Raw genomic sequence first — 14,147 nt, 5'->3', positions numbered from 1 at the left:
ATGAGTTTTTATCGTTTAAAATGCGATTTCATTTCCCTGAAGGTTGTGCTTTACACATTTCTTGATACCGATTACATTCAAAAAATGTTTAATTTTTTTCATCGAGGTTGCCTGATATTCATCTACAATGGAAAACTCTTTAATATAAGCGATTTTTTCTTGTATATCTGTATCTATATGATCTTGGCTGTATTCTTTTTCATCTGATTTTTTGCATGTGTACACCACAGCTTCGCCAATATTCTTGGCTGCCTTATCAAAATAAAAAGAAAACACAATGGCACATTCATCATCGTAAAAAGAGGGTTGAACTTTCATATTAATATCCATCGTTAACCTTACACCTCTCTCCGTTTTGTTATTTACACTATAACAAAATCATTAAAGGGAAATAGGCGTTACAAACTACCCTCACGTTTCTTCCGCACCTACCAAATAGACCTTACTCTCACCTTTCATAGATAATTATAACTACAGGAATATGCGCAAAAGAATAATCATTTAATCATAATAAAAAAACATCTTCTAATGAAGATGCTTGAATGATTGATAGGGAAGCTTCATTACTTATTTATATAAACCTGGAAGTTCTGCGTAAAGGCCTGGTAATTCGCTTGGGACAATAACAAAAGCAGCGATGATAAGAAAAGATACGACTAATGCTTTAGTACTTTTTTTCATAGGTCATTCCTCCTTTTCTTTAAAAAAATATTGGTTAAAATAGAAATTAATTCTATAGTTATATTTAACCACACTTCTTAAAACCATATATTTCGACTAAAGATTCTATTTAAACCGTTCAGGACCTGTACATACCGCTTTCACCGATTTTTCATGACAAAATATAACTCTAGGCATATTTTAAGGAGAATCAAAATGGATTTTTTTGCAGTTGGACAAAAGATCAAAGAGCTACGTAAACAAATCGGGCTTTCGCAGGAAGAGCTGGCATCCGGTATTTGTACACAAGCACAGATCAGCAAGATTGAAAAAGGCGATGTCTATCCATATGCATCCACCCTCTACTTAATTTCCCAACGTTTAGGCGTTGATGTAAACTATTTTTTCGATATTGGAATGACCCCTAGGCTGGATTACGTTGAAGAAGTGATTTATCAATTAAAAATAGCCAGAAGAACCCGAAATTATGAGGAAATGCAGCAAATTGTAAAGGCTGAGGAAAACAGTCCCCTCTTTCTTCAGAATAAAAAGAATCATCAATTGATTCTTTGGCACAAGGGAATATATGAATATGAAAAAAATAAAGATTTAGATAAAGCCATAGAATTCATTAATCAGGCCATCGCCATTACTCATACGACCGACAAAATATATTCGGAACGGGAGCTTGAAATCTTAAGCAGCCTTGGTGTAATGTATGTTGCCGAAGAACAGTACGAAAATGCATTCGCCTTGTTAAGGAAAGCTTTAGATCACTTGAAAGCCCTACCCTTTTTGACGGATAAAACGCTAAAGACACGCCTATCCTATAATTTTGGCAGAGTGTTAACACGACTGGTCCGATACGAAGAGTCCATTGCCTGCTGCCAAGATGCCATAAAGTGGTGCCTCGAACATGATCAATTATATGCTTTAGCTGATTTACACTACCATTTAGGTTACAACTTTGAACTCGTAGGTAACTTTGAAGAGGCAAAAGAGTACTTGGAAAAGTCAGCGTTTCTATTCAATTTACAAAAAAACCATACCTTTGTTACATTCATCAACAAAAAGTTGGACAGTTGGAAGAACGAAATGAAAATAAACTAAATTCTATATTTTTGGCCATTTCCACGGGAATGGCTCCAGACTGGCAAACTCGATGAAAATCGAGTTTGTCTACAATTTTTTTAGGAATGTACAATTTGAACGTTGCCTCCAGGCACCCGCTCGAGTCAACGTTGTTTTACTTTTATATAGAACCCCATTTGCCTACAAACTGAGCCATACACCAGGAATATGTATAATTTTACACGCATCATTTTCAAAACCTCCATTCTACATTTTAAATTCCAAGCCAAAATGAAGTATAATAAAGAGATGCTTCAAAAAACGCACCTTTAAAAAAAGTTCCAGCCCCTCATCACTTAGTTTTGTGATGCGTGATGAGGATGGTTAACGTTAATGCCAGTTATTCCTGTTTATATCCGAACCGCTTATATTCAAGGGGATTTTTGACGATATTGACTTTTACAGGGTTTTTATGAATATACGGTTAGAAGCAGTGATGGTTTGTTCGATTAAATGGATTAGAACGTAAAGAGAACGGCCATGGAAAAAGCCCGGCAATCGATCTCGGGATGAAATATATGCCCGGCCCAAGAATAACCCGGGGCGGGATTACGATAAGTTAAAGAACTGATGGTTCATGATCATACAAAAAATATAAATTTTGGTAAACAGGGCTTGTCCCTGAAGGAGGAGAGTATGGAGCGGGAGTTGTTGTTAGTTGGGGAGCGGCTGGCGGAATTTTTGGAGGCCGGGGATCCGGAAGATTCGGATGTGGTGAATCAAGGGCTCCAGTTATACCGTCAGGGGCTCGTTGATATTAAAGAAGAAGCTGTGGATACGATTGCGGCTGAGGTACAGGATGGGACACGCTTTAAGGCCAGGCTGAATCTGCTCTTCCCTCAGGATGGAAGCTGTACATGTGATTCAAGGTTCATATGCCGGCATCAAATGGCTGTTTTCTTTTCTGCATATTCTGAACACGCCAGTGTTTCCGAATGGCTGAGCGAATGGAAAACACCAAAAAACACCTCAACTGCTCAAGCACTGCAGCAAGTTAAACGGGCAAGTGAATTACTTAAACAGGCGGCGGGGAATTCCATCATTTTAGATAAAAGCTACCCATCATGGAAGCAATTCGTCAATGATGCCTTTGCGGAACATGTCGAGCCCCATATAGGTGAGGCTACTTATATGATTGAAAATCATATACAAACTTACTTTAAACGCCTTAGCTCAAAAGCTCCAATGGAAAGGGAATGGAAGTTGCTTTATCATTTCGTTACGCAATTTTGCACGATGCAGCTGACACTTAAAATGATTCAGCTGCATAAAAGTGAGACGCAAACGATCAGGGTCTTTTATGCACTTGCCGTCGACCTGGCAGAAGAGCTGCATGAGACGGTACAGCCGCTTAGCCGGCAAGCGAGGCCCTTCGCCTTTGATCCCTTCGTTTTCAGCATCAAGGAAGATGTAGCTAAACTACTGGATGGAGGAGAAGGCCTGGAATACGAAAAGATCGACCTCTACCGGGAGATATGGAGCTACTTATTCTCCAACTCCTCATGGCGTAAAGAGGAACTGGAACGAATCAATAAAGAACTTCCCGACAAGTATATGGGCACCACTGAGAGGACGTCCTATTCCCTCGCAGCCATTCACCTATCCCTTTTGGAGAGCCATGATAAACAAGCGATTGAGCTTCTTCATGAATTGAAGAAGGAAGCCTGTCCATACATTTTTTATTGGCTGAATCTCCTGGCTGAATCTGACAACCGATCACGGGCCATCCCTTTTATTGAATTCATCAATAATAATGTCCAGGAATTCCTTGCCGGTTTATCCGATTATTATCAACGGGTGGATTTCGTCCGAACGTTCACGACTTTAATTAATAGTTGCTGTTATAAATTAAAACGGACCGATTTGCTTGAGAAATTTTACAGGGCCACCCTTCCGCACAGCTATTGGAACTATGCAAATTTCCTTTTTGAACAAGGACAATATAAAAAATGGGTGGAGATGCATATTTACTCAGAAATCAGCATTGACTTAATCAGCAGTGAATCCATCAAAGAAGTGGTCTCAAAAGAACCGGAACTAATCCTGCCCCTTTACTATCATGCGGTCCAGGAAAAAGTTTCTTTGAAAAATCGGCCTGCTTATAAGCAAGCTGTCCGTTATTTGAAAAGGATGCGCACCATTTATAAAAAGAGCAAAAAGGAAGACGTATTCGATCGTTATATACTTTATGTAGCAGATTCAACCAAACGGCTTCGCGCATTCCAAGAAGAACTAAAAAGGGGTAAGCTTATCGATGTTTAATCCAGGGAAATTAAAAATCAAAATAGCGGCTCTCGAAAACGGAACTTACGCCCTTGGTGTCGTCAATGAAGAGAATACCTTCCTCACTACGAATTATATACGCAGGCTGTTATTCAACTGGGATGACGCAAGCTTTTATGGTACTAAAATGACTGCAGATATAGTGGATGGAAATCAAGTTTTCATTCTTGACGCCTGGGGACTTCTCAACTTTTTTGCTAGGGAAAGCTTTAACTCCTTCATAGAATGGGAATGGTCCGAGTTATCCTCCCTTTGCCTATCAGCAGCGCCCGTTCTTCATGAATCCATTGAAGCCGGAATCCCCGTACCGGATTTCACTAATCTTCAGTTGGACTCCATCGGCTGGAAGCTGCCGGAAGAAGTGGAAGAGGAATTCGTCCCTTCCTTTTGGGAAGAAGAAATATCTTTGGATCTCCCTTCTCCTGAACTGGAAACCAACCGTACTTTTATCGAAAAGTGGTATAACGGTGCCGCTAATATGTATTTAAAAAACTATTCACCCATGCAGCATAAATGGAGTGAAGCCGTCGGGGCATTAAAGGATACACGACTTTCTCCCGAAGAATTGCAGGCCTTTTTTGACAAAGACAGCTGGCAGGAATGGCTCGGTACCCTGCCCGATCCCAAGCCATTCACCATAGGTCTCCGCTTAACTGAGCCTCCTGATGGCAATGGGCCTTGGATACTCGATGTTACCCTTCGTTCAAAAAGGGATGAGAATATCGTTGAAACATATACAGGAAAAAAACTGCCGCGCGGCTGGAATAAGTATGCAAGTGAAGTGGTGCGTGCTACGAAACGCTGGCAACTCGTCGTGCCATGGCTTGGGGAGAAGGGCCGTCTGAAAAGGGAGATTTCAGAAACGGATGCATGGGAGTTCTTGACCGACGCAAGCGAAAAGCTCCTGTTTCTTGGCGTCGAAATTCTCCTTCCATCGTGGTGGCTTGCCTTGAAGGAGTCCTCATTGAAGGTCAAGGCGAAAGTGAAGAGCCAATCGAACCGCGGCCCGTCTTATGTCGGGTTAAAAGCTTTAATGGACTTTGATTGGCGGTTCTCATTAAATGGCAAAGAGCTCACTGAGGCGGAGTTCGAGGAGCTCGTCAATGAAAAAAGGCGGCTTGTCTTCATCCGCGGCCAATGGGTCAAGCTTGATCCAGCTTTCATTAAACAAATTCAGGAGCTGATGGAAACAGCTAATGAAAAAGGCATCCAATTGACTGACTTGCTGCAGCAGGAACTTTTGAATGGCGTAAATGAAGATGGCGATGACGATTCTGAAAACGACGAAATGCTCCGGATTCAATTCGAATTGAACCAGGAGCTCCGTAAAATGGTCGGAAGACTCCGGGAAACCAAAAACATATCCATCCTGCCCGTCCCTAATGAACTTCAAGGTGATCTACGCCCCTATCAAAAACTGGGCATGAGCTGGCTCCTTTTTTTAAGGGAGCATGGATTTGGTGCTTGTCTAGCCGACGATATGGGACTTGGAAAAACCGTCCAGATGATTGCCTACCTACTTCATGTGAAAGGCAAAGAAGGAGCCAGTAAAGAGCTGCCCACTGCCCTCAGGGACGAACAAAAGAGTGAACCGATCATCGTCGAAGAGGAAAGTAACGCAGAGAGCAGCGATGAGGCTGAGGTCATTACCTCTGCCCCCGAATCCGTCTCTGTACAATCGGCGCTCATCGTCTGCCCGACATCGGTCCTTGGCAACTGGCAAAAGGAATTGGAAAAATTCGCACCATCACTTAAGGTTCACCTTCATTACGGATCGAATCGTGCTAAAGGTGAAGCATTTACTAAACTGGCAGCCGATCATGATATTGTCTTAACATCATATGGCCTGACCCATCAAGATGTGGCTGAACTGACCACCATCCATTGGAGCAGCGTAATCCTTGATGAAGCTCAAAACATTAAGAATGCCCAAACAAAGCAATCCAAAGCGGTCCGCAAGCTAAATGGCAGACATCATATCGCCTTATCGGGTACGCCGATGGAAAACCGTTTAAGTGAGCTGTGGGCGATTTTCGACTTCATCAACAAGGGCTATCTCGGAACACTAAGTCAGTTTCAGGAAAAATATGTGGCGACCATTGAGCGTGATGAACAGAAAGATAAAATTAAGGAATTGCAGCGTTTGATACAGCCCTTCTTGCTTCGCCGTACAAAACGCGATAAAGAAGTCGCTCTTAATCTTCCGGATAAGCAAGAACAAAAGGAATTCGTACCGCTTACCACCGAGCAAGCATCGTTGTATGAACAACTGATAAAAGATACATTCACAGATATCGAACAACTGTCTGCCTTTGAAAGAAAAGGCATCATCCTCCAGATGCTGAATAAGCTCAAGCAGCTTTGCAATCATCCAGCTCTATACTTAAAAGAGGCGGAAAAGGAAAACATCATGAAGGCACCTAACCGATCAGGCAAACTCGAGAAGCTGACCGAGCTTATCGATGCTGTCCGCGAACAGGATGAAAGCTGTCTCATTTTCACACAATATATCGGGATGGGCAATATGATTAAAGAATTGCTGGAAAAACGATATGGCTTTGAAGTGCCATTCCTGAACGGGAGTGCGAACAAGAAGCAGCGTGATGAAATGATCACCCGATTCCAAGATGGGGAATTCCCCATCTTCATACTCTCGTTGAAAGCAGGCGGCACTGGACTTAATCTTACAGAAGCAAACCACGTGATTCACTATGATCGCTGGTGGAATCCGGCTGTTGAAAATCAGGCTACCGACCGTGCTTACCGAATTGGGCAACAGCGTTTCGTTCACGTTCATAAGCTAATCTGTACAGGGACCCTGGAAGAAAAAATCGACCAGATGCTTGATAAAAAGCAAGCCTTGAACGACGAGATCATCAGCAGTGACAACTGGATCACCGAACTTTCCACAGAGGAAATCAAGGACTTGGTTGCTCTTCAATAACCCGCTCTCACGATATGAAGATGAATGAGGGCAGGTTGTTAGCTTATTGACAAAAAAAGGGAGAATGCATATATGATATGCATTCCCCTTTTTTTATACATAAGCGTCCTGTAACTTTTAAACCCTTGAATACGTGGCATGGTCTAGTTCGAATACGTTTATCTGATTCAAAAAAGCGATTTCACCATATAGAGGGCTGTGATCCAAATGATGATTGCAGAAATTTTATTTAATATTCCAAGGAATTTCCCGGATGTATCAACCTTTTTCAGCAATCGTCCCGCAAGACATAATCCATGGAACCAGCACCATGACACAAAGATGCACGTTATGGTGAAAATCATTTTATCTTTCCCAGAATAAACAAGTGAGCTCGAACCGATTACACCTATCGTATCCAAGATTGCATGCGGATTCAGTAATGAGACGGATAGAGTAAACACAATTTGCTTTTTGGTCGACATCTGCATGGATTGGGCACCTGACTGTGAATTCGATTTGGCAAACCAAATCTGAAAACCTATATACAATAAAAATATAACTCCGATTATGATTAATGTAAGGCGCAACCAATCATATTGCATGACAACCAACGAAACACCTAAAATAGCTAACAGAATGAGCACTGTATCACAAATTGCAGCTGTGATCGTTGCTGGCAATGCCTTTTTTATTGTAGGTTGGATTGCTCCTTGATTAAAAATGAATACATTTTGCACTCCCAACGGAAGTATCAGCCCTAATGCCAAGAATAATCCATGAAAAATTGGCCCCATACGAATACCCCCTCCCTTCATATTCAGTATAATGAAAAAAACAAAGGAATTAACCATCCAATTGGTTGGTTTTCAAACCAACCAATTAATAATGAATTTAGAACATGAAAGGAGTGGTTTTCGCATGTTTATAGAATGGAGACCAAACCGGGCTTCCGACCAATCACTTCACCAACAAATAGTAGATTGGGTCAAACAACAAATTACACGAGGGGAATGGCCGGTTGGTACTAAGCTTCCATCACAACGCTCATTGGCAGACTCATTTGGTGTAAACCGAAGTACCCTCATCACAGCCATAGATGAGTTGATTGCAGACGGATTATTGGAAACTAAGATTGGTTCCGGAACATTCGTTTCAAATAATACATGGAATGTGCTCGTCTCCAGCAAACAGCCCGACTGGAAAAACTATGTCCGGAATGGCCTTCATGAACCTAATTTAAAAACGATTCAGGACATTAATCAGTATGAAACGGACACCGCCATCATCAGATTGGGCACGGGCGAACTATCTCCAGCTCTATTGCCTACAAAACAAATCGAAAAGACGTTGCGATCCACCTCTTTTGATGCCCACTCATTAGGTTATTCCGAGCCCAAGGGTGATAAGAGACTTCGCCAATGTATAAGTGTTTATTTAGAAACAAAAGGGATCAACGCAAGTCCCAGCTCCCTCATGGTCGTTTCTGGCGGGCTTCAGGCACTCCAGTTGATTTCAGTTGGTTTACTTCAAAAGGGATCGTTGATTTTACATGAATCCCCTTCCTATTTAAATTCCGTTCACCCTTTTCAATCTGCGGGCATGCAATTAGTAGGTTTATCAATACAAGGCCGGGAAAGTATTCCGACACAAATAAAGCGCATCAATGGAAGGAAGAAAGCGTCACTGTTTTATACTGTTCCAACGTTTAACAATCCAACAAATACTACATGGACAAAAGAAGAAAGACTAAACCTCCTATCACTATGCAAAAAAGAACAGATTCCGATTATTGAAGATGACGTATATAGTGATTTGTGGTTTGAAAAAGAACCACCGCCACCTTTAAAATCCCTTGATGCAGATGGCCTTGTATTGCACATTGGCAGTATGTCCAAAACATTAAGCCCCGGATTGCGTATCGGATGGATTGCTGGCCCGATAACTGTGATTGAACGTTTAGCGGACATTAAAATGCAAATGGATTACGGTTCCAGTGCACTTTCCCAACACCTTGTGGCAGAATGGTTAGCAAATGGTCAATATTCAAGGCATTTAGAATGGCTAAGGCATGAGTTGATAGATCGCAGAGATTTTACATTAACCCTTCTCGATCAATATTTTTTGGGACTGGCTGAATGGCAAATACCTCAAGGCGGATTTTATATATGGTTAAAATTATGTAAACCCATCGTGAATCCAAACCTTTTCAAGCAAGCGATAAAGGAGAACATACTTCTTAATCCAGGATACATATACGAACCAAATAACCATACACATATACGGCTTTCATATTCATACGCCTCGAAGGATCAATTAGCTTATGGCATCCAAACCCTATCAAAGATCATTCGGCGGATGGTTTAACATTTTGAAGGATAGGAGACGCTCATCATGTCGAGGAGCTGCCGTGGCAGCTCCATCCTTATTGAGTAAAGTAACTTATTCGTACGTTCCTCATACCCTACAATGTCCTGCAGTTCCAGAAGATGATATCACGGATTAGCAGCTTTCATTTTTACGTTCCTCCCTTTTTGCTGGATGATGAAAAAAGAATGGTGATAGCCATGATTGATCATGATATGATCGAGGATTGCAGTAAGCGCCTCACCCTTATTCGGCTGATATGTCCCTGAACTTTCCTCAATGATGATTTTTTCTTGGTGGGGATCATAATTAATAGATGTTTTAGCACCTCTTTCAAAAAAAGAAAGGGTTACCTCCTGACATAGAGGAAAATCCTGATAGGGTGAATTTGAGCGGGGATCCTTTTCAAAGGGGGAATGGACGTGCTGAAGTGCATCAAAGAAACTCGGTTTTGTAAGATTTGAACTGTCGCTTCCTCTCCTTTCGAATTTCACTGTAATTGCAAGACTACTTACTTTATTGCTGGATTTCTTCTTATAATTCATAGATACCCTCCTTTTAATAGGTTCTTTATACCTAATTCTTTCATCCTATTCCATATCCCTGCCGGAAAATGAAAATACTTCCTCACTAATAGATTTACATATTAGCACGGTGAAAACGCAGTAAACTACTCCAAAATCATCACGAAAGAATTCATACTTCCAATCCATAACCGGGAATCTTATTACGCAAAAACAGCCCTCTTGGATAAGAGGGCTGCCTTTCGTTATTTTTTTGCTTTATTGATGTTAAAGGATTTCTTCGATTCATTTCCTGCAAGATCGGTCACCTTAAATTCAATCTTGTTGTTGCCTGTTTTAAGCGGCAGCTCCAAATCCTCTATCTTCTTCTTATAGGCACGCATTTTGTATGGTTCCTTGAATTCATGATAGAATACTTCGCTTCCGTTCAGGTAAAGGCGGATTTCATCGAAATTATCCTCTACCGTCACGTCCACTTTTGGATTCTTTCCTTTGGCTCCCACAGTTTCCGGTACACCTTTAACTTTTAACCCTGGCTTTGTTGCATCGACCATAATCGTCCGTTTAAAGGAAACCGTGTTATCCCACTTATCGGTTGCTTTAACCGTGAAGCTTTGGACACCATCTACAAATTTCTTTTCATATGAGAATTGATATTTATTATTCGTCTTGTTATACGTTACAGGTACCGTTTTATTGTCGATTTTAAATTCCGTTATTTCCGACGCTTCTTCAATTTCTCCAGTTATTTTGATTTTAGTTTTATTGTTCACGCTCAAGGCTTCAGGACTCTTGATCTTTACAGCTGGTGCATGATTATCTATCGGAGCCGAATCGCTTGCTAATTCGGTTTCAGCCGTTTTTTCATTACCTGCATAGTCAATTGCCACAACCTGAACCTTTTCCCCTTTTACATCAGGTAGGGTGAATTGTTTCGCATTCGCCGGGAGCGGTTCCTCCATGATGGATGCTCCATCGACTTGTACATCGTAATAAGCAAGCCCTGAACCATTCAAATTATCCTTACCTTGGATGGTCAACACATTGCCTTTTTTCGAAATCTTGACTGTCGGCTTTACCGTATCGATTTTGATAGGCATTTTAAACGTCTGCCATTTCGCACCCTCGTAATCTATCATCGCTTTGATTTCAAAATAATAGACCCCATCCTTAGCGAGTGCGTTATTAATTTTACCGTCCCATTTACGGGCCGGATCCAGGGTGTATGCAGTCCCTTGTCCGCCATCATAATAGTCCTTACGTACATTATTCTCTGTGCGAAGTTTCCGGACCGACTTGTTTTCACCATTCAATATATTGTATTCTACCTTTTTCGCATTCCTTAAGAATGATAGGACCGGCACGAAGTCATCCTGTGCACCATCACCATTTGGGGAAATTGCAATATTTTTGCCATTGAATGTTTTTCCCGCAGGGTCATAGCCGAGATAAGTGAAATCTTCACCTGCTGTCGATACTCCTCCTGCCATGCCATAGAAAGACTCTTTGTCATATTTAGTGCCATCCAGGATCGGGGCTTTGTCCCACTCTCCTTTAAACCCTACATACGGTACATTCAGTGCCGGATTCGTATCGGCTGGATCCTTCAATGAAATGAACCCTTCAACAAAATATCCGTTTGGAAAGACCTTGTCAATGTCTACAAGAGTCTGAAGGTCATCGCCAAGTACCTTTGCATCGGATATGTCCACCTTCACTTCGAATGTAACCGATTTTTTTGCAGGAACGGTAATCTTATTTGTATTTTTATTATTGATTTTAATCGAAGCGTTCTTAATTTCCTGTGCTTCCAGCTCATTAGCGGAATAACCCAGTTGTCCCTGGATTGCATAGTCCGTTTGGATGTTTCCTTTTACATCATACTTGACCGCTTTGTTGCTGAAGTTTTCAACCTTTAAAGTGAAGGCGAACTTATTGCCGATCTCCTTCAGTGCAACCTTCGCTTCTTTCGTGAATGCCTCGGTCACGACAGCAGGTGTGGACAATGCGGATTGCAGCTGCATGACTCCGGCTCCCTGCCTTCGAGGCGAGTAAGGGTTTTCCCAGTCAAGGGCCTTATTGACGACACCCTGATCCGTTAATGGTTTTGAAGTATTCATCATCAGATTCTTAGCTAAATTAGCCCGGGCAGATCCATCTAATTTAAATTCTTTATCCACTCTTTCAAGAACCAGTGCCGAGCCTCCGGAAACATGTGGTGCCGCCATCGAAGTACCGCTCATCATTCCATATTCATCGTTGTTCAGCGTCGAATAAATTTGTCCGCCTGGAGCAGTGATTTCTGGTTTGAAATCCAAGTTCGGTGCGACTCCCCATGAACTGAATGAGCTCATTTTCCCTGCTTCTGGATTTACAGCTTTTGTTTTATCACCATTAAAGGTAATCTTCACCTTTTCGCCATCCGTTAAGGCCGCTTTCAGCTTTGCACCATCCGATTTCAACATGAACAGCTGAGGAATGGTGATGCTTGGATCTGTGGCCATGGAAATATACCCGTCAGCATTATTGTAAATGATGACTCCTGTCGCTCCTGCTGCCTGGGCATTTTGCGCCTTTTCTATAAAAGAAAGCGTGCCCCGCTCGATGAGGGCGAACTTGCCTTTAACATCCACTTTGGAAAGCTCATCCGGCGTCCCAAGACCTGCAGCCACCAAGTCATGTGTTTTATCCTTCAAAGCATTGGGATGTACGCTTGAAGCCGACATGAACGGAGCTTTACCTGCTTGTCCGTTTATATCATAAGTCGCTGCATCCAAATCCATATAGTTATTCTCTACCGATGCCACTTGTACAGAGTCGTAAGCAAGCCCAGGTGAACCTGAAACACCAATATCCGGGTTCGAGGCTGATGGGTTTGCAAATCCATTTCCAAAGTGCGCCGAGTTTCCTGCTGAAATAGACATCAGGATCCCATTATTAACAGCCCTGGATACCGCCTGCTGCTCCGGATCTTCTGCCGATACAAAACCTGCAGTGGAGCCAAGGCTCATATTCAGCACATCCGCCCCAAGGATGATGGCATCGTCAATCGCCTTAATGTATATATCGCCCCATGTTGTCTGCATGTCGGGATCATTCCCGAAGACCTTTAAAGCAAGCAGCTGGGCTTCAGGAGCAACCCCTTTAATGCCGCCGTTCTCTTCATCTCCATTGGCACCGGCCGTACCTGCTACATGCATTCCATGCATGGAAGCCCCTTCACCAAGGTCAAGGATTTCTTCATTTTCATCCATGTAATTGTATCCATAAGGTACCTTCGCCGTATAATAATTGCCTAATAGATGGCTAGATTCCTTCATCCCGCTTATTTCACTTTCAGTCAGTTCAGCCTTAGTCTCGTCGTTCAGTACCATATCACGGTGAGATGGGTCGATTCCAGTATCAATAATCCCGACGACCATCCCTTCCCCTTTATATCCATATTCCCGCCAAGCTTCCTGGGCTTGGACAAGTTCTTTACTATAAAGCATTTCGGGTTTTTCTACAGGACGTTCATATTCATTCGCAATATGTACTTCAGCAACTTCAGGCATGGCTTCCACCTTTTTGATTTCACCATACTGAAGTTCACCACTGAACCCATTGACGACTGTCGTAAAACTTTCAAGTTCTTTGAAAGCTATTTTTTTCTCTTTCACCTTTTTTTTCAATTTCTTCTGATTAGCTAGCTTTTCGGACTTTAATTGTTGTTTCTTAATTTTCGATAACTGTTTAAAAAGTTTCCCTTCTTTCGAAGCTGTTTCTATTGCCGGGGCTTCCTTCATCTCTACGATGACCCTAACCTTCTCATTACTTTTGTATTTTTTCCCCAAATCATTTTTCTTCAGCTTTATAATACTTTCCTGATTCTTCTTACCTGCACCGCCCGAGCCTGTCGGGGGATCTGGGAGCTTGGCTGCGGAAACGCTTGCAGTAAATACTAATAGAAAGATTGCTAGAATGGACAAACTGCGTTTAATCAAAGAACTTTCCTCCTCTAAAATAATCAATTTTTGGAATATTCTTACTGAGTATAAAAGTATCACAACTTTTGGGGTGATTTTAAGGGGTAATAGTCACTATTTTCCTATTTTGAACTAGGATTATGTTATTATTTTTCATATTTTAATAGATTTACAAGATAAACGACAAAAAGATGGTGATGTTAAACTAACATCACCCCAGACTGTAGACAAACTCGATGAAAATCGAGTTTGTCTATTTTTATGGCTTGTACAATTTGGACGTTGATTTCCACT

General features: G+C 41.8%; 8 protein-coding genes. 4 read left to right on the top strand and 4 right to left on the bottom strand.

Annotated features, from left to right (window positions below; genetic code table 11):
* Positions 1-15 precede the first annotated feature (15 nt).
* The gene (locus ACFX4I_RS01790; protein WP_230301776.1) at positions 16-330 is read right to left on the bottom strand and encodes a hypothetical protein; all 315 of its coding nucleotides are present in this window, start codon (positions 328-330) and stop codon (positions 16-18) included.
* A 546-nt stretch (positions 331-876) separates the two neighbouring features.
* Between ACFX4I_RS01790 and ACFX4I_RS01785 the strand changes: the two genes are divergently transcribed.
* From ACFX4I_RS01785 to ACFX4I_RS01775, 3 genes are all read left to right on the top strand, one after another.
* Positions 877-1,770 carry a helix-turn-helix domain-containing protein gene (locus ACFX4I_RS01785; protein WP_283932386.1) on the top strand — a complete coding sequence of 298 codons (894 nt, stop codon included), beginning with the start codon at positions 877-879 and terminating at the stop codon, positions 1,768-1,770.
* Between the two features lie 657 nt (positions 1,771-2,427).
* The gene (locus ACFX4I_RS01780) at positions 2,428-4,053 is read left to right on the top strand and encodes a hypothetical protein (RefSeq protein WP_230301774.1); all 1,626 of its coding nucleotides are present in this window, start codon (positions 2,428-2,430) and stop codon (positions 4,051-4,053) included.
* Positions 4,046-7,018, top strand: a complete 2,973-nt coding sequence (locus ACFX4I_RS01775; RefSeq protein WP_377418755.1) for a DEAD/DEAH box helicase — start codon at positions 4,046-4,048, stop codon at positions 7,016-7,018. The genes ACFX4I_RS01780 and ACFX4I_RS01775 overlap by 8 nt, the downstream gene beginning before the upstream one ends.
* Before the next feature lie 167 nt (positions 7,019-7,185).
* Here the strand turns inward: ACFX4I_RS01775 and ACFX4I_RS01770 are convergent, their stop codons facing one another.
* Positions 7,186-7,794, bottom strand: a complete 609-nt coding sequence (locus tag ACFX4I_RS01770) for a LysE/ArgO family amino acid transporter (protein ID WP_230301772.1) — start codon at positions 7,792-7,794, stop codon at positions 7,186-7,188.
* Between the two features lie 124 nt (positions 7,795-7,918).
* Between ACFX4I_RS01770 and ACFX4I_RS01765 the strand changes: the two genes are divergently transcribed.
* Positions 7,919-9,364, top strand: a complete 1,446-nt coding sequence (locus ACFX4I_RS01765; protein WP_230301771.1) for an aminotransferase-like domain-containing protein — start codon at positions 7,919-7,921, stop codon at positions 9,362-9,364.
* A 128-nt stretch (positions 9,365-9,492) separates the two neighbouring features.
* On the opposite strand, the gene ACFX4I_RS01760 is transcribed toward ACFX4I_RS01765, so the two are convergent.
* Positions 9,493-9,909 (bottom strand): hypothetical protein, encoded by a 417-nt coding sequence (locus ACFX4I_RS01760; protein WP_230301770.1) that lies wholly within the window; start codon positions 9,907-9,909, stop codon positions 9,493-9,495.
* Positions 9,910-10,133: 224 nt separating this feature from the next.
* Positions 10,134-13,871, bottom strand: coding sequence for a S8 family serine peptidase (locus ACFX4I_RS01755; protein ID WP_377418751.1), 3,738 nt, complete (start codon positions 13,869-13,871; stop codon positions 10,134-10,136).
* Positions 13,872-14,147: the final 276 nt, after the last annotated feature.

The organism is Peribacillus sp. YIM B13472, from assembly GCF_042788005.1.
Taxonomy (GTDB): domain Bacteria; phylum Bacillota; class Bacilli; order Bacillales; family DSM-1321; genus Peribacillus; species Peribacillus simplex_E.
This window is presented reverse-complemented; position numbering and strand designations above follow the sequence as displayed.